The following is a 23,522-nucleotide window of genomic DNA, read 5'->3' on the forward strand; positions in this document are numbered from 1 at the left end:
ACCTGATTTATCTCTTAGAAAGCTTCTCCATGAAATTCCCCTTTTTTAAATCAGCCGTTTTGGCGTCCCTCATGGCTGTTTCAGCAGTTAATGCACAAAACATTGCCATCGTGAATGGCAAAGCAGTGCCTAAAAGCAGATTGAACGCGCTGGCCGCGCAACTCGAACGTACGGGCCGTTCAGTGACCCCTGACGTTGAGCAGCAACTTCGCGAGGAAGTGATTGTTCGTGAAATTTTTATGCAGGAAGCACAAAGCAAAGGTATGGATGCTTCCGAGGAGTTCAAAACACAAATGGAACTGGCGCGTCAAAGCTTGTTAATCCGTGAATTGTTCGCTGATTTTCAAAAAAACAACCCGGTCACCGATGCTGATATCAAAGCTGAATATGACAAATTCGCCACCATGAGTGGCAGTGGTAAAGAATACAAAGCCAGACATATTCTGGTGGAAAAGGAAGAACAGGCCAAAGCCATCATCGCCAGCCTGAAAAAAGGCGGTAAGTTTGATGAGATTGCCAAAAAACAATCCAAAGACCCTGGTTCAGGTGCCAAGGGTGGAGACTTGGATTGGGCCAACCCAGCGAGTTTCGTCAAAGAATTTTCAGAGGCCATGGTTACTTTGAAAAAAGGTCAAACCACAGATGCCCCAGTGAAAACCCAATTTGGTTTTCATATCATTCGCTTGGATGACGTGCGTGACTCGCAACTGCCAAAGTTAGACGAGGTCAAGCCGCAAATTCTGCAGCAACTGCAAACCAATAAATTGGCTGAATTTCAACAGTCTCTGAGAGACAAAGCCAAAATCGAATAAGGCTGAATTTGCTCATACCCCCCAAAAATCAAAGTCAAGCTAAATATTCGACTTTGATTGTGAGTAAGCCCAAACCGGCGCAATTAACAAACTGCGGCATTCGGGCTGTTCCTTTTGTATGACGTGGCGTAGTCTCAACGCCTTGAGCACTGTGAAAAAGTTGCGCCATTAAGGGCTGCACTGCGGCGATTGCATGTGGTAAAGCTGGTTGGCATTCAGCTTCTTTTCCGTAGCTCCACCGCACGCGTACTTTCGTGCGTTTTGAGTAATATTTCTTAACGCCACCAGCAGGTCCCTAGGCTCACCGTTTTGCATTGGATCATTGAGATCTTTGTCAACACCTAAGTTCAGATGAATTAGCAACGCACCGGACATCGCTTAGTCGTTTTAGCTAAGGTAATGCCGGAAATTGAGCATAAGCAAAATCATCCCAAAAGAACACTGCCTAAATGTGATGGCATACATACCATCAGTTCCCGATCAATAACGCGATAGCCATTTGTTTAGTCTGCCTACCATCATTCACGTTTAGGTAAGTCAACTAGATAGCAATGAATGCGCGGCGAAAGTTGGTGCCCTTTGAACTTCCAGATTGGGCCAAAGCACAGCCTCCTGCAAGTAATTTTTTGAATCCTAGAGCATTACTTAAATTCATTCTTTTTGATCTATAAGTCATATTAGCGTCACAATAATAATAAATACTTTATGAGCAATTCAGGTTTAATTTCTTTAACTTATGTACAACCAAAATGAAAGAATGAAATGACAACGATTAACATTACCAAACTATCAATTACTCAAATCCAAAGTTTATCTTTTGCCCAAGTAGCTGCACTGACGTCGGCCCTGCTGAGTGCTACAGACGCTGGCGGGAAATTACTTCTTAATTATCTTCTCGCAAAACAAGTTAGCGGTCTCAATATGGCTGTGATGACCTCGGCTCAATTACAAGGGCTGATCCCCGCACAAGTTGCTGGACTGACGTCGGCCCAGCTGAGTGCCAAAGACGCTGGCGGGAAATTAGTTCTTACGGATCTTCTCCCAAGGCAAGTTAGCGGCCTCAATATGGCTGTGATGACAGCGGCTCAATTACAAGCGCTGACCCCCGCCCAAATTGCTGGACTGACGTCGGCCCAGCTGAGTGCCAAAGACGCTGGCGGGAAATTAGTTCTTACGGATCTCCTCCCAACACAAGTTAGCGGCCTTAATATGGCTTTGATGACAGCGACTCAATTACAAGGGTTGATCCCCGCCCAAGTTGCTGGACTGACGTCGGCCCAGCTGAGTGCCAAAGACGCTGGAGGGAAATTAGTTCTTACGGATCTCCTCTCAACACAAGTGAGCGGCATCAATATGGGTGTGATGACAGCGGCTCAATTACAAGCGCTGATTCCCGCCCAAGTTGCTGGACTGACGTCGGCTCAGCTGAGTGCCAAAGACGCTGGGGGAAAATTAGTTCTTTCTGAACTCCTCTCAACACAAGTGAGCGGCCTCAATATGGCTGTGATGACAGCGGCTCAATTACAAGCGCTGATCCCCGCCCAAGTTGCTGGACTGACGTCGGCTCAGCTGAGTGCCAAAGACGCTGGCGGAAAGTTAGTTCTTTCGGAACTCCTCTCTACTCAAGTACAAGCCTTGAGCTTAGACCAGGTTGGTGCTTTAACCGCAAATCAATTAAGCGTTATCGATGCCAGCAATCACACAATACTGTCTGAGCTTTTGCCTACTCAAATTGGTGAATTAAATCTGAATGAATTATCAAATTTAGGAATAGTCGCTCAAAGTCTAAATACTACACAAGCGGAGGCTTTGTTATATCAAGGTAAATTACTTCCAAATATCATTGCAAATTTAACAGAGTCAACTATTTATGGAATGAAACCATCTGATTTTAAATTTTTTTCAGAGTTTCAAATTAACGCGCTTGGTAGCAATGCGCACGGACTCACTTCAAACGATCTAAGTGAAACAAATTTAGACTCAACTTTACTCAAATCATTTAGTCAAAAAGGTATTTCTTCATTAGATACAAGTGTTATTTCATCATTCTCTACAACTCAGATCAGTCAATTTACACCAATTCAAATTGCCTACCTAACAAGCAATCAAATCAATGCGCTAGGTGCAAATGCATCAGGTTTGACTCCTGAGCAGATCAAAAGTCTTTTACCTGCAAGTATTCAAAACTTTAGCACTGTGGGTTTTGCTAATCTCAAACCAGAAGTTATTTCAGCTTTAAGTGTGGATCAAGTAGCTGGTATATCGGCTAGCGAAACTCATGCAATGACAATCGCTCAAATCAAAGCATTTAATGCTAATGCCTCCGGCCTCACAATAAATGCCATCAATGGATTCACTGTTGCTCAGCTTGATCAATTAAGTCCTGACGCAATTAGTCACCTGAATTTTTTAGTCATTACAAATCTAACACCCAATCAAATTGCTGGATTGGCAGGTGTCGAATTAGTTATTTTGGGAAATGCCATAAAGTCAGCATCTAATTGGTGGGATTGGACCTATACGGCTGGTCAAAAAATTTTAAATTTTGGTAATTCTATGAAATCCAATGCAGAAGCTAATTATTACACTGCTGAAATTATCAACAATGCGATCAGTAGTTATGGCCCTAAGGCTCTTGCGGCGGCGATTATTGTGGGGAAAAGTTTTGCTGGACCTATCTTATGGAAAGCGTTGGACAATGCGTTTCCTAATGGCGAATTAGCAAATAACGTGGTTCAATCAAATTCATTTTCTGGATCAGAACTCGTAAGGTTATTTGAATTTACGCCTCATGATCTCAGAAAGCTATCTCAAGCTCAAATTGCCAGTTATTTAAGTGACAATAAAGGAGACAATTTGAGAAGTCTAACCAAGATTCAGGTTGATAATTTCAATTCAAATTATTTATTGGGTGCTTTAGAGCAGCAAAGTGGTAACAATTTGATGACCTTGAGTCCAAACACACTCAACATCATAAAAACAAAAATTCCAGATTTAATAAATCAGCTAAAACATCCTGATCAAGAGTTCAATCGAGAATTAAGTCTACTGACTAAAAATTTGCAAGATTCATTTGCCGCACTTGATGCAAAAAATGCAATCAATCCTTATATGGATTTATTGGCAGACTCAAACACTTTGTGTGTAACACCTACTGCGGGTCAAATCACTAAGCTCGATAGTTTTGTCCATTGGTATGATGCCAATTTCACTGCCATAAAAAATACGCTTACAACGGATAGCTTATTGCATAGTACCTATAGTCATGTAGCAACACGTTTGGCATTAAGTACCTCTACCCCAATCTCATATGGCAGTCTTGTTACCGATGTTAAGTTAATGTTCAATAATTTATCACTTGAATACAATGTTTTAACACCAAGTGTGCCGCCTGCAACTGGGACTGATGTTAGGGGGTATATTCAAACTATCGCGCAATCATTACTCAACGAAACTGGTAAATTTAATCTTTTAAAGCAAAATTTAAAAGAGATTTCTAATGACATCGAAAGTTTTAACAAGTATGTGATCGATAACACAACTCAAACACATTTGGATCCTAGTGCGATTATGTGGATGCTTAATGGTGCGCCTTTAACTACTCAATCTAATATAACCTACAACGGTGCTAATAACTTGAGTTTTAAAGAAGCAATTATCATGGCGGAAATCGATTTGTTCAAAGAAGCCAATACATTCGTTGTTAATTGCGCTAAAGGCATAGATCAAGTTGTGGCCAATAAAACATTTGCTGATGAGCAGCAATTGATTCAAAATGTATTGGATATTGTTGGCGGTGTGCTCAGCCTAGGTGCCGGATTGGGTAAGACTTATGCTGCGTTTCAAAATGTAAGCGGTGTAATCAATGCTGTAAAAGCTGGGAGCGAAGTTCTATCCGATCTTAATATTGCAACCTCCATTACAAAAAGTGAAATTAAAGATTGGATGAAAGCTGAAAAGTCGGCTGTTTCAAATACCTTGCAATATAACCATATCGCAGACGCGTTTTTACAACTCCCAGACCTACTTGATCAATTAGGAGTCCCCGCAGATTCAAATCTAAGCCAAATACAACAGGAATTTACAAATAATTTCAAATCGCTGATAGTTTCTATGGCCAGTGCGATGAAAAAAGGTGGAGATACGCTTATTGATAAGACATGGTCTCAAACAATGAGTATTGAGGATTTACATAATTATGGTCCACCCATGAGATGGTATGGATCAGAGAAGGTTGTAGATTTTTATGGTCATACCAATACTTTATTTCATGACGAGATTTTTAACGTGGATGGTAAATATGTAGGATTCGGTAAGGATGGCGAAGTATTTGTGCCTGGCTATATTTACGCAAAAGAATCCATCTCTCACGATGTGAAATACAACTTTTTTGCCGGAAATGTAACAATCATTGACCGCCTGTTGGTGACAGGTCATAACATTATTTAAATAAATGTAATACATGAGTTTTTCTCTCAGATTGAGTCATGAGTCGCTACTGCAAACATGCATATCTAGCCAGCATCCATTGCTGATTTGAGTTTTGCAGTAAAGACAAATCAACGAAGCCTACACAGGCCGCTAAAGATGAAAAACCATTGAACTTTGATTTTTAGGCAAATGATTAAATATAGAAAATAATCTAATTTTTTTATCAAGAGCCCCCATACATAAGCATTGGGGGCTTTTTTATTTGTGCGGTTTGTTTTCCTGTCCCGCCATGGGTATCACATGCGCCAGCGCAAATGGCGTGGTTTGCATGATGCAACTGGTTCGAATTTTTTCAAACTCATTGAGGATACTGATGGAGTCGGTATGGTTTTGAATCAAAAGTTTGATGATTTGTACACATTGTTTTTGTAATGCAACGTTTGTTTTTATCGCGTGCTCTAAGCTTTTGGCATGTTGTATTTGCTCTTTGGACAGGTGCGATTTATCTGTCAGGTGGTCATGAGAATGGTCAACGTGGGTAACAGCATTGTCACTATGTGGTTGCTCCATACTGGCTAAGTCAGCGTGAAGTTCATTCAATTGCACATAACTGCTGTAGAGCAAATCCACCAGTTCCCTGTCCCTGGTGATATTGATATTCATGTTCATGGGGTACTTCCTTGTGTTGGAAAAAAACTTGAAGCTTGATCCTCAGTCTACCCAATGGCGGGCATTGCGCCATATGCGCATCCATGGACTGTAATCGGTAGATTTTTGAAAATTACTGTGGGTGGTCCAGCTCATTTGTAATTGCCTGAAAACACGCTCTGGGTGCGGCATCATGGCAGTGAAACGACCATCGGCTGTGGTGACTGCTGTCAAGCCGCCTGGACTGCCGTTGGGATTGAAAGGATAGGCTTGTGTGGCTTGCCCGTGATGATCGGTGAAACGCATGGCGGTCAATACCTTGTCTGGGTTGCCTCTTTCAGAGAAATCAGCATAACCTTCACCGTGTGCTACCGCAATCGGCAATCTGCTGCCCGCCATGCCTTGGAAAAACAGGCTGGGTGAGTCCAGCACTTCCACTTGCGACAAGCGAGCTTCAAATCTCTCGCTTTTGTTAGCGGTAAAGCGCGGCCAATCTTGTGTGCCAGGGATCAATACTGCCAATTCGGCAAACATCTGGCAACCGTTGCAAACCCCCAGCGCGAAGGTATTGGGGCGTTGAAAAAAATCTTGGAATTGATCGGACAACGCGTGATTGAAAGTGATGCTACGTGCCCAACCTTTGCCAGCGCCTAAAGTGTCTCCATAACTGAATCCGCCACAAGCCACCAGTCCTTGAAAGTCTTTTAAATTCGCACGACCTTGCTGTAAATCGGTCATGTGAACGTCATAAGCTTCAAACCCTGCTTCTGTGAATGCGTATGCCATTTCCACATGCGAATTGACGCCTTGCTCACGCAATACGGCTATACGCGGTTTTTGCTGATGAATATAAGGCGCTGCAACGTTGTCTAGCGCTCCTGGCGTTAAATGCACATGCAAGCCGGGATCGTCGGCCAATCCCGCTGCTGCGTGTTCGGCGTCAGCGGTTTGCGGATTGTCTCGTTCGCGGCATATCTTCCAACTTACGCTGTCCCACACCTGATGCAAATCAAACAAGCTTGCACTGAAAATTGCTTTGGCATCGCGCCAAACACTGATTTCTCCTACACCTTTGCTGATGCCGGATGTGGCTGGACGGGTTTTGCCAATCACGTGACTACAAGCAGACAAACCATACTGTCGCAGCAATTGCATCACTTGGTCGCGTACCTCGGTACGCACTTGAATGACCACACCAAGTTCTTCATTGAACAAGGCTTTCATTGTCAATTCATCTCGTCGGGCGCTGATTTGCTGAGACCAGTTTTTGCTGTCGCCATGGTCAGCCTTACTGTCTGTGATGCCATCGCCTTCGGTGACGAGTAAATCGATGTTCATCGCCACCCCGACATGGCCAGCCAATGCCATTTCTGTCACACAGGCGAATAAGCCGCCGTCGCTGCGGTCGTGGTACGCGAGCACCATGCCCTGAGCGCGTAAATCGTTCACCGCGCTGACCAGTTGTTTCAAATCATTGGCATCGTCTAAATCAGGAACAGCGCCGCCAGATTGATCCAGTACCTGCGCCAACATACTGCCGCCCATACGCTGCTTGCCGCGTCCGAGGTCGATCAAAATCAAGCTGGTGTCGATCTCACTGGCGTTCAATTGCGGCGTGAAATTGCCACGCACATCATCCAACGTGGCAAAGGCGGTAACGATCAAGCTCACGGGTGACGTCACTTGCTGTGTGATTTCATCTTTTTGCCAACGGGTACGCATAGACAAACTGTCTTTACCCACAGGAATTGAAATGCCGAGGGCGGGGCATAACTCAAGACCAACCGCTTTGACGGTGTCAAATAATGCTGCGTCTTCACCAGGTTCGCCGCAGGCGGCCATCCAGTTGGCGGATAACTTCACGCGATCCAGGTTGATGGGCGCAGCCAGTAAATTGGTGATGGCCTCAGCCACTGCCATGCGTCCGGAAGCAGGCGCGTTGATGGCAGCCAAAGGCGTGCGTTCGCCCAGCGCCATGGCCTCACCGGCGACGCCTTTGAAGTCGGCCAGCGTGATGGCGCAATCGGCCACAGGAACCTGCCAAGGACCTACCATTTGGTCACGGTGACTGAGTCCACCGACGGTGCGGTCACCAATCGTGATCAAAAAACGTTTACTCGCCACAGTGGGATGAGACAACACCTTGAGTACTGCGTCTTGCAAATCGATAGACGAAGCGTTGAAGTTGTCTATGGGATTTGACTGACGCTTGACATCGCGCAGCATTTTGGGTGGTTTGCCCAACAGCACATCCAGTGGCATGTCCACCGCATGGGATACGTCAGTTTGCTTGACAGTTAAATGCCTGTCTTGGGTAGTCACGCCTACCACCGCGAACGGACAGCGCTCACGCTCACATAAAAACTGAAACTGTGGCAGCGAGTCAGGGGAGATTGCCAGCACGTAGCGTTCTTGGCTCTCATTGCTCCAAATCTCTTTGGGAGAAAGGCCACTTTCTTCCAGCGGCACTTGGCGTAAGTCAAAACGCGCACCTCGTCCGGCATCATTGACCAATTCAGGGAATGCATTCGACAAACCGCCCGCGCCCACATCATGAATTGCCAATAAAGGTGTTTGCTTACCAAGTGCGTTGCAATGGTTGATGACTTCTTGTGCACGCCTTTGAATTTCTGGGTTACCACGCTGCACGGAGTCAAAATCCAAAGCCACTGTGTTGCTGCCGCTGGACAAAGAGCTTGCCGCGCCACCACCCATGCCTATGCGCATACCAGGACCGCCCAGTTGAATCAGCAATGTGCCCGCTGGAAATAACAATTTGTGGGTCAATTCTTCACGAACCACACCCAATCCGCCTGCGAGCATGATGGGTTTGTGATAGCCACGCTGCACGCCGTTGATTTTTTGCTCATATTCTCGGAAATAACCAAGCAAACTTGGTCTGCCAAATTCGTTGTTGAACGCGGCCGCACCCAGTGGTCCCTCGGTCATGATTTGCAAAGCGGAAGCCATGTGAGACGCTTGTCCTATCGTGCTGTCCCACAACTTAGAGACGCTAAATCCTGTGAGACCTGCTTTGGGTTTGGCACCCCGACCAGTAGCGCCTTCGTCTCGAATTTCGCCACCCGCACCAGTGGCGGCGCCTGGGTAAGGTGAAATCGCTGTCGGATGGTTATGCGTCTCCACTTTCATCAGAATGTGTTGCACGCCGTTACTTTTGTCATAGCGCGGCATGTATCCAGTAAGTGCTGTGGAAAAGCGTTCCACCTGATGCCCTTGCATGATGGCAGCATTGTCCGAGTAAGCGACAACGGTATGTTGCGGATGCGTTTTGTGGGTATGCCGGATCATCCCAAACAGACTGTGGCTTTGCGCCTGTCCGTCAATGATGAAGTCGGCATTGAAAATTTTGTGGCGGCAATGTTCGCTGTTGGCCTGAGCAAACATCATCAACTCAGCATCGGTCGGGTTGCGATTGAGTTTTATGAACGAGTCAAGCAAGTAATCCATTTCATCGTCGGCCAGTGCCAAACCGTTGTCGATATTGGCCTGAACCAGGGCTGAAAGTCCGTGTTTCAAAATATCAACCGTTTGCATCTCAGTGGCTGGCAAGGGCGTTAGCAATTGAAGTGCTGCTTGAAGGTCTGGCCACACAGACTCCGTCATCCGGTCATGCAACAAGGCTTCAATACCAGACAACGCTTTGTCAGACAACACGGTATTTGCTTGCAAATCCATGTCATAGCGCGTCAATCTTTCGAGCCTATGTATCACCAACCCACAATTGCGGGCTATGTCGGTGGCCTTGGATGCCCACGGAGAAATGGTTCCCAATCTTGGCGAAATCACTTTGGACAACGATGATTTTTCTGACTTTTTTGGTAGAAGAAGTTCGGCATCCAACAGTTGGGCTAATCGCTGAGTATCTTGCGAGCTCAGTGTGTGTTCAGTTGCTACCAGATAGACGTGACTGGCAATGACCGAGTGAATGGAAGGACTGATCTTGTGCAGAGAACTCAGCAAACGAAGTGTTTTTAAAGTACTGAAGGCCTTTGAGCCCTGAAAGGTACTGATATGTAGGGTCACTTGGCAGTCTTCTTTGATAGGAGGCGTGATTGCAGAGGTTTTTCAACAATGGAGAGTGAATTTTAACGACAAGCCCATGCTTGCCAGTTGCCGCCATGGGCTGACACTTACCCTGAGATAATACGTCCATGACTATCACTTACAAAGACGAACAAGGCATTGCCGGTATGCGTATCGCAGGTCAACTTGCGTCGGAGGTGTTGGATTACCTCACGCCGCATGTGCAGCCTGGCATTACCACCAACCATTTAGATAAATTGGCTTTTGACTACATCACCCAAGTTCAACAAGCCATCCCCGCGCCACTGAATTACAACCCCAGCGGCAACAACCCCTATCCCAAGTCTATTTGTACATCCATCAATCACCAAGTCTGCCATGGCATTCCAAGTGACAAGGTGTTGAAAAAGGGTGACATTGTCAATATTGACATCACCGTCATCAAAGGGGGTTGGCACGGTGACACCAGTCGCATGTTCATCGTCGGCGAAGGCTCAATTGCAGCCAAACGCTTGTGTCAGTTGACCTACGAGGCCATGTGGCACGGTATTGTCAAAGTCAAGCCAGGTGCGCGTTTGGGTGATATCGGTCACGCTATCCAGGTGTTTGCTGAAGGCCATGGATTCTCCATCGTCAGGGAGTTTTGTGGCCACGGCATCGGCAAGGTGTTCCACGAAGAGCCCCAAGTCTTGCATTACGGTAAACCAGGCACCCTTGAAGAACTTAAACAAGGCATGGTGTTCACGATTGAGCCCATGGTGAATGCTGGTAAACGCGATATCAAAGAAATGAATGACGGCTGGACCATCATCACCCGCGATCATTCCCTGTCGGCTCAGTGGGAACATACAGTTCTGGTAACCCATACTGGCTATGAAGTGCTAACGCTGTCACAAGGCAGCCCTCCCCTTCCCTCGTTTGTGACAGCTACGGCGTGCTGACTGGTGAACGCTTTAGCCTCTGATTTCAGACAACGTAAAAATGAATTGCTGACCCAGTGTGCTGCAGAGCAAAGTTTGTCACGAGCAGCACTGGTACAACGGCATTTGAGATTGCTCAGCGATTTATGCGATGACACCTTAAAAGAATTATGGCTTCAGGCAGACATGCCAACAAGTTGTGCTTTATTGGCCGTCGGCGGGTATGGCCGTCAGGCCTTATTCCCTTATTCCGATGTAGATGTGTTGGTGTTATTGCCAGACACGCTTTCTATTGAAAAAGACGAAACGATCGCATCGCGGATTGAATCTTTCATTGGCAGTTGTTGGGATGCTGGGCTGGAGATTGGTTCCAGTGTTCGGCATCTCAGTGAATGTGTGTCGGAAGCAGTTGCGGACATCACTGTACAAACAGCCATGCTTGAATCGCGTTCCCTGACTGGGAATCCGGATTTGTTGCAGGCTTTTGCCGAATCCTTGAAAAAAAGTCTTGATCCCAAAGCCTTTTTCACCGGTAAAACGCTGGAAATGCATCAGCGGCACAGCAAATTTGATAACTCGCCCTATTCTTTAGAACCGAATTGCAAAGAGTCCCCAGGGGGGTTACGCGATTTGCAAATGCTGTTGTGGCTGACCAAGGCCAGCGGTTTGGGTTCGACTTGGAAAGACTTAAACACGTGCGGCATGGTGACGCCATTGGAGATGCAGCAACTGCAGCGTAACGAAAATCTTCTTTCACTGATCAGATGGCGTTTGCACTGGTCCGCCAAGCGCAGAGAAGATCGTTTGGTTTTTGATTTGCAAACCACGCTGGCTGTTGAACTCGGATTGAGTGAAGTGTCTCAAGATGCGCGACACGCCCGTGCCGCCAGCGAAGCGCTGATGAAACGTTATTACTGGGCGGCCAAGGCCGTCACACAATTGAACCTGATCATTCATCTGAACATCGAGGAATGGTTGTTTCAACAGGCACAAACACATCCTCCCAGGTTTTTAAATGAAAGATTTTTGGACAAAGCGGGCATGCTGGAAGTGGTGGATGATGATTTGTACCAAAGAAAGCCGCACGCTATTCTTGAAACATTTTTGATCTATCAGGAAACCATTGGTATCAAAGGATTGTCTGCGCGTACGCTGCGCGCGCTTTACAACGCCAGAGGATTGATGAACGCCGCTTTTCGGCGTGATCCGGCCAACCGTGCCATGTTCATGCGGATTTTGCAAACACCCCAAGGTATCACGCATTCCATGCGCTTGATGAACCAAACCTCGGTGCTAGGCCGTTACTTGTGGGTGTTCAGAAGAATCGTCGGTCAAATGCAGCATGACTTATTTCATGTGTACACGGTCGACCAACACATTCTGATGGTGCTTCGCAATGTTCGGCGGTTTTTCATCGTTGAACATGCGCACGAATATCCGTTTTGTTCACAGCTTGCAGCGGGTTGGGAGCAACCTTGGATTTTGTTTGTCGCCGCTTTATTCCACGATATAGCCAAGGGGCGCGGCGGCGATCATTCTGATCTGGGAGCACAAGAGGTAAGGCTTTTTTGCCGCCAGCATGGCATCGCGAAAGCGGATCAGCAATTGATTGAATTCTTGGTCAAACATCACTTGACCATGAGCCACGTCGCACAAAAACAAGACCTCAGTGATCCAGATGTCATCAACGCATTTGCACGCAGCGTAGGCAATGAGCGCTATTTACGCGCCTTGTACTTGCTGACTGTGGCTGATATTCGAGGCACCAGTCCTAAGGTCTGGAATGCTTGGAAAGGAAAGTTGCTGGAGGATTTATACAAAGCCAGCGCGGCAGTGCTTGGCGGTCAAGCGCATGATCCGCATGCTTTGGTGGAAATGCGAAAACGGGAGGCCTTAGAAACCTTGAATTTATACGCCATGCCCTTTGAATCGCACAAGGACTTGTGGGAAACCTTGGACGTAGGGTATTTCATGCGGCATGAAGCTGCTGATATTGCTTGGCATACGCGGCAGTTATCTCGTCCATTGGCGATAGCCAAGGCGCAACATGTGGCTGCAGGTGTCACTGTGAAAGCGCGGTTATCCCCTTTGGGAGAAGGCTTGCAGGTGATGGTTTACACACCTGATCAAACCGATTTATTTGCGCGAATTTGCGGTTATTTTGACCAAGCCGAATTCAGTATTCTGGATGCCAAGGTGCACACAGCAAAAAACGGCTACGCGCTAGACACCTTTCAAGTGGTGACTCCCATGTTGAATGTGCATTACCGCGAACTCACGCCCATGGTGGAAAATGGATTGAAACAAGCCATTGAATCGGGTGGTCCGTTGCACAAACCTCGTCAAGTGGGCAGGTTATCCAGACGGGTGAAAAGTTTCCCTGTGGCGCCGCGCGTGCGTTTGCAACCCGATGAAAAGGCGCAACGTTGGTTACTGAGTATTTCCGCCACAGACCATGCCGGTTTGCTTTACGGGGTGGCTCAGGTTTTGGCGCAACACCACATCAATGTGTTGTTGGCCAAGGTCAGCACTTTAGGTGAACGTGTGGAAGATACTTTTCTGATTGACGGCCCGGCATTGCAACACAATAAAACCCAAATCGATTTGGAAACACAGTTGCTATCTGTCATTGGTTTAGGCAATTGATCAAGTTTGCTTGCACAACCAAGCCGCACCTCTGACCCCAGAGGAGTCACCATGCATAGCTGCAAGCACTGGCGTAGTGGCTTTCACTCCGAAACTGTATTGCGTAATGACATTGCCGACCAACGGATACAGTTCTTCAATATTGCTCATGCCGCCGCCCAGCACTATCACATCCGGATCTAGCAAATTGATCACTTGCGCCAAGGCACGACCCAAGCGGGTAATATATTTTTCTAAGCTGTTCTTCGCCGGCGCATTACCATCACGCATGGCTTGAATGATGTCTTTCGCAGTCCAATTTTGGCCTGTATGTCTTGTGTGGTCGTGTGAAAACGCGGTACCGCTGAGCCAGGTTTCTAGGCATCCGGTTTGGCCGCACCAACAAGGGGTGGTTTGTGATTCAGCAGGTGTAGGCCAAGGCAAAGGGTTGTGACCCCATTCGCCGGCGATAGCGTGTCTGCCTGTCAACAATTGACGGTTAACCACTACGCCGCCGCCACAACCGGTTCCTAAAATCGCAGCGAAAACGATTTGTCCGTGGGCGGCAGCACCGTCGATGGCCTCGCTCAGCGCAAGGCAATTCGCATCGTTTTGCAATCGCACTTCGCAACCTAGTAAGTTTTGCAAATCGATCTGCAATGGCTGATGGTTCATGACCAAGGTATTTGAACCCCTGACCAGGCCAGTGCTTGCATCCAAGCAGCCAGGTATTCCAACACCTATGACTTGAGGCTTGGACATAGGTACCTGCGAACAGGCTTGATCAATTAAAGCAGCGATGGCATTTAATATGGATTGATAACCGATGGAGGGCGTTGGGCAACGCTGGCGAAAAACGATGTCGCCTTGCTCGTCTAAAACAGCAATTTCAATTTTGGTCCCCCCAACATCGATGCCAATTTGAAAACTCATGGCAGTTTGACCAACCTCAGCAAGGCGGCTTCATCCAGTACAGGAATGCCAAGTGACACTGCTTTTTCAAGTTTGCTGCCTGCGGCTTCTCCGGCAATCACGGCGGTTGTTTTTTTACTCACACTACCTGCCACTTTGGCTCCTGCACTCTCCAACATGGCCTGCGCTTCATCTCTTGACAGCGTAGGCAAGGTGCCGGTAATCACATAAGTGTGACCAGCCAAGACCAAATCCAATCTGGCACCGGGCGTGGTCTCTTCCCAGTGAAGCCCACAGGCTCGGAGTTGTTCAACCACTTCTCGGTTATGGGGTTGGTCAAAAAAAGTTTTCAAACTGTGTGCCACCACCGGACCCACATCATTGACCGTCAGCAATTGTTCGGTGCTGGCATCCATGACAGCGTCCATGCTGCCAAAATGCCTTGCTAAATCTTTGGCGGTGGCTTCACCCACATGTCGAATACCTAGCCCGAAAATAAATCTTGACAATGTCGTTTGTTTAGATTTCTCCAAACTCGCCAATAAATTGTTGGCCGATTTTTCTGCCATGCGATCAAGAGCAGCAAGATGGTTAAAACCCAATCTGTACAAATCGGGCAAGGTGTTCACCAGGCCGGCATCGACCAATTGATCCACCAGTTTTTCGCCCAAGTCATCAATTTCGACTGCGCGTCGGTGCGCGAAATGCAAGATAGCCTGTTTGCGTTGAGCGCTACAAAATAAGCCGCCAGTACAGCGGTAATCTGCTTCGCCCTCTTCACGCACAGCCAGACTGTGGCACACGGGGCAATGCGTGGGCATGGTGAACAGTTGCGCATCTTGCAAGCGTTTGTCAGGTAGCACGGAGACAACCTCGGGAATGACATCGCCTGCGCGTCTGACGATGACTGTGTCTCCAACACGCACATCCTTGCGGCGGGCTTCGTCCTCGTTGTGCAAAGTAGCGTTGGTGACGGTCACACCACCCACAAACACGGGTGCCAGTTTGGCAACAGGGGTGAGTTTGCCAGTGCGCCCGACTTGAACCTCAATGGCCTGAACAGTGGTCAATTCTTCTTGCGCAGGGTATTTGTGCGCCACCGCCCAGCGCGGTTCGCGGCTGACCATGCCGAGACGGTATTGCCACTCTATGCGGTTGACCTTGTAAACCACACCGTCAATATCAAACGGCAAGCTGTCGCGCTGTGAGGCAATGTGTTGGTGAAAAATGATCAAACCTTCAGCGCCTTCTACTTCCCTGCTGTGCTCAGACACAGGAAAGCCCCAGGCTTTGAGCGACTGCAGTACTTGAAAGTGAGTGCCAAAAGTGCTCAAGCCATTCAAAGTAGCATCTAAAGGGCTGATTGAGGATGGAGTCTCAGGATGAATGTGCAAGGCATAAGCGAAAAAACTCAGTGGCCGTTGTGCCGCAATTTTGGGATCCAACTGGCGGACAGCGCCGGCTGCAGCATTGCGCGGGTTGACAAAGGTTTTTTCGTTTTTTAATCCTTCGGCTATGCGTTTGCGTTGACGCTCGTTCAGAATTTCAAAATCATCACGGCGCATATACGCCTCGCCGCGCACTTCCAAGTCCGCCGGTGCAGAGTCAGGCAGTCTCAAAGGTATTTGTTGGATGGTACGGATGTTGTGAGTCACGTCTTCACCGGTTTCACCGTCGCCACGTGTACTGGCTTGAACCAACAGACGGTTGCGGTAAATCAAGCTGATCGCCAGACCATCAAATTTCAATTCGGCCACGTATTCGACAGGCGCATCTGTGTCGCTGAGTTGCAGTTGCTTACGTATGCGATGATCAAACTGCACAGCCCCTTGTTCACTGATATCTGTTTCAGTGTGTATGCTCAGCATCGGTACGCGGTGTGTAACAGAGGCAAATGTAGCCACAGGCGCGGCGCCGACGCGTTGAGTAGGCGAATCCGGTGTAATCAGTTCTGGGTTCGCAGCCTCAATGGTTTGCAATTCCCGATACAGTCTGTCGTACTCGGCATCAGGAATGATGGGCTCATCCAGAACATGGTAGTGATGTCCTGCCAACTGCAGTTGCCTGCGAATTAAAGCAACGCGTTCCTGCATGCTTGCAATGTCAGCTGAAAAGACGACGGGCTTGCAGCGAGCCTGCAGCCAAATCTCTAGCGGCAAGTTCGTCATACAGTTGCCGCAAGTCCCGGTCAATCATTTGAATAGCCTGCTCTGACAATATTTGTCCGTTGTCATCAGTGACCAGTCCGTCCATGGCATCAGCTAATACCTGAGCGGTTTCACACATACGGGCAAATGCTTGTTCAGTTTGGGCAACCTGAGGCACATCCAAATTCAAGCTGATGCTTCTTAATGCAGCTTGGTTGGGGTCCTCTGCCATGGCAGCCCGCGCATCAAATTGGAGAACCAGTACGGGGGGCAATCCCTGTGAAGACGAGGCAATAACCATCCGCCCGGGAATCACACCAGGTACAAATCCCAAACGCGCTGTCTGCTGTTGTACATAGCCTGGACTCCAAGCGGCTTTGCGCGCCTGTATGGTGAAGCTCAACTGAGCGTCATGCGCACTGGCAAATTGATCCAACTCTCGGGCATGCGAAAGCGCTTCTTGCATATCAGGGAATTCAGGCGTAGCCATGAATTCATCCGCAAATGATTGCGCCTTGACTATGAACTCAGAATATTCAATTTCATTCAATGGGCCTTGACGGTTAGCCACTTGAATACCCGCTTGAAAAGCGCTGTAGTAACGCTGTGTTTGAAGGCTTTCCCAACTTCCGTTTTCTGCATTAAGCCCTTCCACCACAAACAATTTATTGCCAACCCGACGGATAGGTGGCAGTGCGGCGATAGCAGCCTCACCCGAAACAGGGCTGTCAAGTTCAATGGTTGCGATCACATCGATCAAGGCGTCTAACTGTGATTTGATGTCACGTTCAGCAACCTGTGTATGCATGCTTTGTTCGAGTTCACCCGCTGGTTCGATGGATGCTGCTCCGGTTGGTGTGATCTCCAAAGCCTCCAACTCATCTTTGCTGATCAAAGGTTCTGCTTGGCGGGGTTGACTTTGTCTGGAAGTCCAAGTGCTGTGAGCCACTACCAAGACAAGGACGAAGCCGCCAGCGATGGCAAGCCACATTTGAAAATGGCTCATGGCTTGGCTTTCATGCAGTGGACACCATACCAACGGCGGCTTCCATATCGACAGCCACGATGCGGGAAACGCCTTGTTCTTGCATCGTCACCCCGATCAATTGCTCAGCCATTTCCATGGTAATCTTGTTGTGCGAAATAAACAGGAATTGGGTTTCTTTTGACATGCTGGACACGAGTTTGCTGTAGCGCTCGGTGTTGGCATCATCCAAGGGGGCATCGACTTCGTCAAGTAAGCAAAACGGGGCGGGGTTGAGTTGGAATATCGCAAACACCAAGGCAATGGCTGTCAACGCTTTTTCACCACCTGAAAGCAGGTAAATGGTTTGGTTCTTTTTACCAGGCGGTTGCGCCATCACCTGCACACCAGAGTCAAGAATTTCGTCGCCTGTCATGACCAACTTGGCTGTTCCACCACCAAATAATTCAGGGAACATGAGGCCGAAATGATGGTTTACCGTGGCGAACGTATCTGACAGCAATGAACGGGTTTCAATGTCGATTTTATGGATGGCGTCTTCCAGCGTATTGATAGCTTCATTCAAGTCTGCCGACTGCGCGTCCAAGAAGTGTTTTCTCTCACTGGCAACACCAAGTTCATCTAAGGCAGCCAAATTGACCGCTCCCAGCGATTGAATCTCACGTTGCAAGCTGTCAATTTCGGGTTGAAGACCAGAGAGTTTGATTTTTTCTTCTTCGATGGAAGCCTCAACAGATAAGAGGTCAGCTTGCGCTTCTTGCAGAAATCTGTCGTACTGTTCGAAGCCTAACCGGGCGGCCTGCTCTTTCAGTTGAGCATCGACGATTCGTTGACGCAGGGGATCTAGTTCGCGTTCAATTTTCAATCTGTCTTCATTGCTAGAGCGCAATCGGGCTGTCAAATCGTCATATTCCGAACGTTTATTGGCCAACAAACTTTCTCTTTCTAACTTGAGCGCGAGAGCATCCTGTAGCCCTGACTGTGCAGCGGTATCCGACAAATTAGACAACTCTGCTTGTTGACGGACGTGTTCCTGTCCAAGTTGTTGAATTTGTTGCGCTGCCGTGTCACGGGTACGTTGCAACTCTGCCAATTTGGCGGTCATGGAGCGCAAATTGAATTGCGCTTCCTGAGATTGACGCTCAATTTGACGGAAATTCTCACGCGCTTGATTCAATAGTTGTTCAGCAATCGCAGCTTTTTCTTGAAGTCCTTCATGTCTTTGCTGGGTTTGCGCCATTTGCATATCCAGGTTTTCAAAGCGGGCTTCATCTTCCTTGGCGCGTTCTTGCAAGCGCTTTAAATGCTCGTTTGATTCAGCAGTCTCATTGGCCAACTGACCCTGTCGGGCCAGCACTTGTTCGGCTTGCTGTTGTGCTTTGAGAAATTCAAGTTTCAAACTGTGAGCGGCTGCCTGGGTTTGAGAGGATTCAAGACGAACCTGAGCGCGTTGCTGAGCGGATTGAACCGCAGCCGATTCGGCTCGCCCCAGTTGCATACGTGACTCCTCAGCCATCAAAGACTGTGCGCGTATCAATTTGTCAAGATTTTCAATTTCCTGCGCTCGGGCCAATAAACCTGATTGCTCTGAGTCTTGCGCAAAAAAACTGACACTGTGCAATCCGACTGCATGTCCTTGTGGCGTGAAAATTTGTTGGCCGGGTTGTAATTGAGTGCGTTGACTGAGGGCTTCCTCGATATTTTTTGCGGTGAAGCAACCGGTTAGCCAGTCGGCAAACAAAGCGCTCAAGCTCGCATCATTGAGCTTGAGTTGGTCATACAAAGCAGGAAGCGCAGACTTAGCAGAGCCAGCAGGCGACACAGAGGGCGCGTAAAAACTTAATTTGGTGGCGGGTGAATCAACAGCAAATGCTTTGACGGTGTCAATTTTGGACACCTCCAATGCGGCCAGTTTTTCACGCAAAGCAGCCTCTAGTGCTTGTTCCCATCCTGAAGTGATGTGCACCTTGCTCCACAGCGGCTGTAATGTTTGCAAGCCATGTTTGTTCAGCCAAGGTGTCAATCGTTCATCGCTGCGCAATTTATCTTGTAGTGCTTTCAATGCTTGCTGTCGTGCCTGCAACTCCACCAACTTGGCCGATTCTTGATTCGCGGTGTCCTGCGCTTGTTTGCGTGTATTTTCTATTCCCTCGACTGCTGCTTCAAGCTGATCCAATTGAGCCCGGGTTTGTTCCGACAATTCTTCAGCTTGAGACAGTTGGAGTTGTAACTTTTGTAAATGGTGCGGATCCGGTGCGGTCAATGCACCACGGTCAGTTTGAAGTCGCTCCAGCCGCAGCTCAATGGTCTGTATCTGTTCTTGCAAACCTCGTTGTTCAGCAGCCAGCACTTTCATTTGCTGCTGGACTTGATTGACTTGTTGCGTCTGGTCTTGGACCTGTTGCCTTGCATCTGTCCAAACTTGTTCTACATCGGGTAAACGTAGTTGCAGAGATTCCATGTCATCTTGCAATCTGCCCACCTGAGAATCGAGTGAGGCACGATTTTCTTCTAATGATTCAGATTCACGCAGAGACTCACTGGCCTGTTCAGTCCAATGCTGGGTCTGTGTTTGTATTTGTAACAGACGTTCTTGCGCGCGTTGGCGACCTTCGACCACGAAGCGAATTTCAGCCTCGAGGCGTCCCACCTCCGCACTCGCCTGATACAACTGCCCTTGCGCTTGGTTAACCTGCTCACCAGAATCGTAATGCGCTTGACGAATTTGCTCAACTGATGCCTCTGTTTGCCTCAATTCAGCTGTTTTAGCCTCAAGTGCATTGGCGGCTTGCTCGGCTTGCAGATGCAGCGTGGTTTGTTCAGTTTGTGCCTGAGCGCGTTTTAAGAACCATTGCTGCTGCTGTCTGTGTGTGGTGAGTTGCTGTAAGCCATTGAATTTTTGTGCGACCTCAGCCTGTCGTTCTAATTTTTCAAGATTGGCATTGAGTTCTCGCAGAATATCTTCTACCCGCGTCAAGTTTTCACGCGTGTCACTCAGGCGATTTTCAGTTTCACGACGACGCTCTTTGTATTTGGAAACACCAGCGGCTTCCTCGAGGAAAAGGCGAAGCTCTTCAGGTTTAGATTCAATGATTCGGCTGATTGTTCCTTGCCCGATGATGGCATAAGCACGCGGACCCAGACCCGTGCCTAAAAACACATCTTGAATATCGCGTCTTCTGACCGGTTGGTTATTGATGTAATAACTGCTGTTTCCATCTCTGGTCAATATCCGTTTGACTGCAATTTCTTCAAACTGATTCCATTGCCCACCTGCGCGGTGAGTTTGGTTGTCAAACACCAGTTCCACACTGGCACGACTAGAGGGCTTGCGTGTGTTGGTTCCGTTAAAGATGACATCTTGCATCGATTCACCGCGCAATTCACTGGCGCGACTTTCTCCCAAAACCCATCGCACAGCATCAATGATGTTGGACTTGCCGCAACCATTAGGGCCTACAACACCAACCAATTGTCCTGGCAACAAGAAGTTGGTAGCGTCGGCAAATGATTTGAACCCAGACAACTTGATGGAATTAAGACGCACTGTTAACCTTTGATACAGATGAAATGATAGACAAGCAATGCAGTAATTTACTTTTGCTGCGGTAATAATTGATCACGCCAATCAATCACTTCATGGTGCATGTTTTTTAAAGCAGGCAGCAGTTCATGGACATGAGGTTGTAATTGCTCAGCAGTCAACTCTCTGGCAGATGATTCAATGTGAATCAATTGATTAGCTAAGTTGTCGCTACACAAAAAAGTCACATAGCCTTTAAGGGTGTGAAGCAATCGCTTGAGTGCGGACACGTCAGCCGCGGCCATGGCATCTTCTAGCGAAGACAGATCATTTTGCAGACTGGATACAAAGGTTTCGGCCAGGTTCAACAACTGGTCGTGGTCAATTGCAAAGTCGCCTGCCTTGGCAGTATCAAGGAAAATATACATGAGACAGATAATATCAGCCATGAATCCTCTACTTTCCAGACTCCAGCCCTATCCTTTCGAGCGATTACGTCATTTGTTTTCAGACATTCAGCCGAATCCTGACTTTCGTGCGATCAGTTTAGGCATAGGTGAACCTAGGCACGCTACGCCTGAATTAATTATTCAGTCATTAAGAACGCATACCTCTGAATTAGCCGCCTATCCTGCGACAGCAGGATTGGCTGATTTCCGGCAAGCTTGCTCAAACTGGTTGCATCGCAGGTACGCGGTGTCGGTAGACCCCACCAACCAGATCTTGCCGGTCAATGGTTCGCGCGAAGCTTTATTTTCTTTTGCACAAACCGTGCTGGACGGGCAGGAGGGCAGTTACGTTGTATCGCCCAACCCTTTTTATCAAATTTATGAAGGGGCAGCGTTTTTAGGTAACGCCAGCGTTCACTATGCACCAAGTGTGGCGTCCCAAAATTTCGCTATTGATTGGGACAGCGTTTCAGATGACGTCTGGAAAAAAACACGCCTGTTGTTTGTCTGCTCGCCAGGAAACCCTACTGGCGCAGTGATGCCACTGGCAGAGTGGCAAAAACTTTTTGCACTCAGCGACACTTATGGTTTTGTGATTGCTTCTGATGAGTGTTACAGCGAAATTTACTTCGGTGACACGCCTCCTTTAGGTGGTTTACAGGCAGCGGCATTGTCAGGAAGACTTGATTTCAAGCGTCTGGTGTGCTTTACCAGTTTGTCTAAACGCAGCAATGTGCCAGGCCTACGCAGCGGTTTTGTCGCTGGAGATGCTGCCTTGATTGCGCCATTCTTGCTTTATCGCACCTACCATGGCAGTGCCATGGGCGGGATGGTGCAACAGGCGAGCATCGCAGCATGGAATGACGAAGCGCACGTAGCGGCCAACCGTGCGCTATACAAAGAAAAATTCAACCAAGTCACCCCCCTGCTTGCCGAGGTACTAGAGGTGAGCTTGCCGGACGCCGGTTTTTATCTGTGGGCAGGTGTTCCAGGCGGCGATGACGAGGCTTTCGCAAGGGATTTGCTGGCTCAATACAATGTCACTGTGTTGCCCGGTCGTTATCTGGCTCGCGAGGTCTACGGCATCAACCCCGGTCAGGGCCGGATTCGCATGGCCTTGGTCGCGCAACCTCAGGAATGCCTTGAAGCGGCAAACCGTATCGTTCAATTTGTTCAATCTCACTTTTCATCCTCTACACCATGACCCAACAACTGCAATCCATCATCGATACCGCCTGGGAAAACCGCACCCAATACAGTCCTTCTGCTGCTCCCAAAGAACTGGTCGATGCGGTCGAGCATGTGATCGCTGAACTCAATGCGGGCCGTTTGCGCGTTGCTACACGCCAATCAGTGGGTCAATGGACCACCCACCAATGGCTGAAAAAAGCCGTGTTACTGTCTTTCAGATTGAAAGATAACCACGTGGTCAAAGCAGGTGATTTAGGTTTTTACGACAAAGTACAAACCAAGTTTTCCAACATGGATGAAGCACACATGAAAGCCAGCGGCGTGCGCGTGGTGCCGCCTGCAGTGGCTCGTCGTGGCAGTTACATCGCCAAGGGCGCTATTTTGATGCCCAGTTATGTGAATATAGGCGCTTATGTTGATGAAAACACCATGGTCGATACCTGGGCCACGGTGGGTTCTTGTGCACAGATTGGTAAGAACGTCCATCTCTCCGGCGGCGTAGGCATTGGTGGCGTATTGGAGCCCGTGCAAGCCAACCCAACCATCATTGAAGACAACTGTTTCATCGGTGCACGTTCTGAAGTGGTTGAAGGCGTCATCGTTGAAGAAAACTCAGTCATTTCTATGGGTGTCTACATTGGCCAAAGCACCAAGATTTATGACCGTGCCACTGGTGAAGTGACCTACGGGCGTGTACCCGCTGGCTCAGTGGTGGTGTCGGGCAATCTGCCCAGTGCCGATGGTAAATACAGCTTGTACTGTGCTGTCATCGTCAAGCGCGTGGATGCACAAACGCGTGCGAAAACCAGCCTCAACGACTTGTTGCGCGACTGAC

At 48.2% G+C, this 23,522-nt stretch carries 13 protein-coding genes; 6 read left to right on the plus strand and 7 right to left on the minus strand.

The window, feature by feature from the left end; genetic code table 11:
- Positions 1-29 precede the first annotated feature (29 nt).
- Together AC9UG7_RS09650 and AC9UG7_RS09655 are read left to right on the plus strand one after the other, a co-directional pair.
- Positions 30-812, plus strand: coding sequence for a peptidylprolyl isomerase (locus tag AC9UG7_RS09650; protein ID WP_509587052.1), 783 nt, complete (start codon positions 30-32; stop codon positions 810-812).
- 762 nt (positions 813-1,574) lie between these two features.
- Positions 1,575-5,261, plus strand: coding sequence for a hypothetical protein (locus tag AC9UG7_RS09655; protein ID WP_509587054.1), 3,687 nt, complete (start codon positions 1,575-1,577; stop codon positions 5,259-5,261).
- Positions 5,262-5,501: 240 nt separating this feature from the next.
- Here AC9UG7_RS09655 and AC9UG7_RS09660 read toward each other — a convergent pair whose 3' ends face one another.
- Both AC9UG7_RS09660 and purL read right to left on the minus strand, forming a co-directional pair.
- Positions 5,502-5,912, minus strand: a complete 411-nt coding sequence (locus AC9UG7_RS09660; protein ID WP_509587056.1) for a hypothetical protein — start codon at positions 5,910-5,912, stop codon at positions 5,502-5,504.
- Positions 5,913-5,954: 42 nt separating this feature from the next.
- The gene (gene purL, locus AC9UG7_RS09665) at positions 5,955-9,935 is read right to left on the minus strand and encodes a phosphoribosylformylglycinamidine synthase (protein WP_509587058.1); all 3,981 of its coding nucleotides are present in this window, start codon (positions 9,933-9,935) and stop codon (positions 5,955-5,957) included.
- Positions 9,936-10,063: 128 nt separating this feature from the next.
- Between purL and map the strand changes: the two genes are divergently transcribed.
- Together map and AC9UG7_RS09675 are read left to right on the plus strand one after the other, a co-directional pair.
- Positions 10,064-10,876 (plus strand): type I methionyl aminopeptidase, encoded by an 813-nt coding sequence (gene map, locus AC9UG7_RS09670; protein WP_509587060.1) that lies wholly within the window; start codon positions 10,064-10,066, stop codon positions 10,874-10,876.
- 3 nt (positions 10,877-10,879) lie between these two features.
- On the plus strand, positions 10,880-13,501 hold the full coding sequence (locus AC9UG7_RS09675; RefSeq protein ID WP_509587062.1) for a [protein-PII] uridylyltransferase: 2,622 nt from the start codon (positions 10,880-10,882) through the stop codon (positions 13,499-13,501).
- On the opposite strand, the gene AC9UG7_RS09680 is transcribed toward AC9UG7_RS09675, so the two are convergent.
- From AC9UG7_RS09680 to AC9UG7_RS09700, 5 genes are read right to left on the minus strand one after another with little or no spacing between them, the layout of a single operon-like run.
- Positions 13,502-14,413 (minus strand): ROK family protein, encoded by a 912-nt coding sequence (locus AC9UG7_RS09680; protein WP_509587064.1) that lies wholly within the window; start codon positions 14,411-14,413, stop codon positions 13,502-13,504.
- The gene (gene ligA, locus AC9UG7_RS09685) at positions 14,410-16,485 is read right to left on the minus strand and encodes an NAD-dependent DNA ligase LigA (RefSeq protein ID WP_509587101.1); all 2,076 of its coding nucleotides are present in this window, start codon (positions 16,483-16,485) and stop codon (positions 14,410-14,412) included. Before ligA ends, AC9UG7_RS09680 begins: the two co-directional genes overlap by 4 nt.
- A 10-nt stretch (positions 16,486-16,495) precedes the next feature.
- Positions 16,496-17,545: a cell division protein ZipA C-terminal FtsZ-binding domain-containing protein gene (locus tag AC9UG7_RS09690; RefSeq protein ID WP_509587066.1), complete on the minus strand. Its 1,050-nt coding sequence runs from the start codon at positions 17,543-17,545 to the stop codon at positions 16,496-16,498.
- Positions 17,546-17,555: 10 nt separating this feature from the next.
- A complete protein-coding gene (gene smc, locus AC9UG7_RS09695) occupies positions 17,556-21,071 on the minus strand; it encodes a chromosome segregation protein SMC (protein ID WP_509587068.1) in 3,516 nt (1,171 codons plus the stop codon).
- A gap of 47 nt (positions 21,072-21,118) precedes the next feature.
- Positions 21,119-21,496: an Hpt domain-containing protein gene (locus AC9UG7_RS09700; RefSeq protein WP_509587070.1), complete on the minus strand. Its 378-nt coding sequence runs from the start codon at positions 21,494-21,496 to the stop codon at positions 21,119-21,121.
- Between AC9UG7_RS09700 and dapC the strand changes: the two genes are divergently transcribed.
- Together dapC and dapD are read left to right on the plus strand one after the other, a co-directional pair.
- Positions 21,495-22,700: a succinyldiaminopimelate transaminase gene (dapC, locus tag AC9UG7_RS09705; protein ID WP_509587072.1), complete on the plus strand. Its 1,206-nt coding sequence runs from the start codon at positions 21,495-21,497 to the stop codon at positions 22,698-22,700. The genes AC9UG7_RS09700 and dapC overlap by 2 nt on opposite strands.
- Complete coding sequence (dapD, locus tag AC9UG7_RS09710) at positions 22,697-23,521, plus strand: 2,3,4,5-tetrahydropyridine-2,6-dicarboxylate N-succinyltransferase (RefSeq protein ID WP_509587074.1); 825 nt, start codon at positions 22,697-22,699, stop codon at positions 23,519-23,521. The genes dapC and dapD overlap by 4 nt, the downstream gene beginning before the upstream one ends.
- Position 23,522 lies beyond the last annotated feature (1 nt).

The organism is Limnohabitans sp. (assembly GCF_046052765.1).
In the GTDB taxonomy this organism is placed as follows: Bacteria; Pseudomonadota; Gammaproteobacteria; order Burkholderiales; family Burkholderiaceae_C; genus Limnohabitans.

Excerpts from the sequence above, each read along its gene's own strand:
- AC9UG7_RS09650 (WP_509587052.1), top strand. The coding sequence starts at position 30 with ATGAAATTCCCCTTTTTTAAATCAGCCGTTTTGGCGTCCCTCATGGCT.
- AC9UG7_RS09655 (WP_509587054.1), top strand. The coding sequence starts at position 1,575 with ATGACAACGATTAACATTACCAAACTATCAATTACTCAAATCCAAAGT.
- AC9UG7_RS09660 (WP_509587056.1), bottom strand. The coding sequence starts at position 5,912 with ATGAACATGAATATCAATATCACCAGGGACAGGGAACTGGTGGATTTG.
- map (WP_509587060.1), top strand. The coding sequence starts at position 10,064 with ATGACTATCACTTACAAAGACGAACAAGGCATTGCCGGTATGCGTATC.
- AC9UG7_RS09680 (WP_509587064.1), bottom strand. The coding sequence starts at position 14,413 with ATGAGTTTTCAAATTGGCATCGATGTTGGGGGGACCAAAATTGAAATT.
- ligA (WP_509587101.1), bottom strand. The coding sequence starts at position 16,485 with ATGCAGGAACGCGTTGCTTTAATTCGCAGGCAACTGCAGTTGGCAGGA.
- AC9UG7_RS09690 (WP_509587066.1), bottom strand. The coding sequence starts at position 17,545 with ATGAGCCATTTTCAAATGTGGCTTGCCATCGCTGGCGGCTTCGTCCTT.
- dapC (WP_509587072.1), top strand. The coding sequence starts at position 21,495 with ATGAATCCTCTACTTTCCAGACTCCAGCCCTATCCTTTCGAGCGATTA.
- AC9UG7_RS09700 (WP_509587070.1), bottom strand. The coding sequence starts at position 21,496 with ATGGCTGATATTATCTGTCTCATGTATATTTTCCTTGATACTGCCAAG.
- dapD (WP_509587074.1), top strand. The coding sequence starts at position 22,697 with ATGACCCAACAACTGCAATCCATCATCGATACCGCCTGGGAAAACCGC.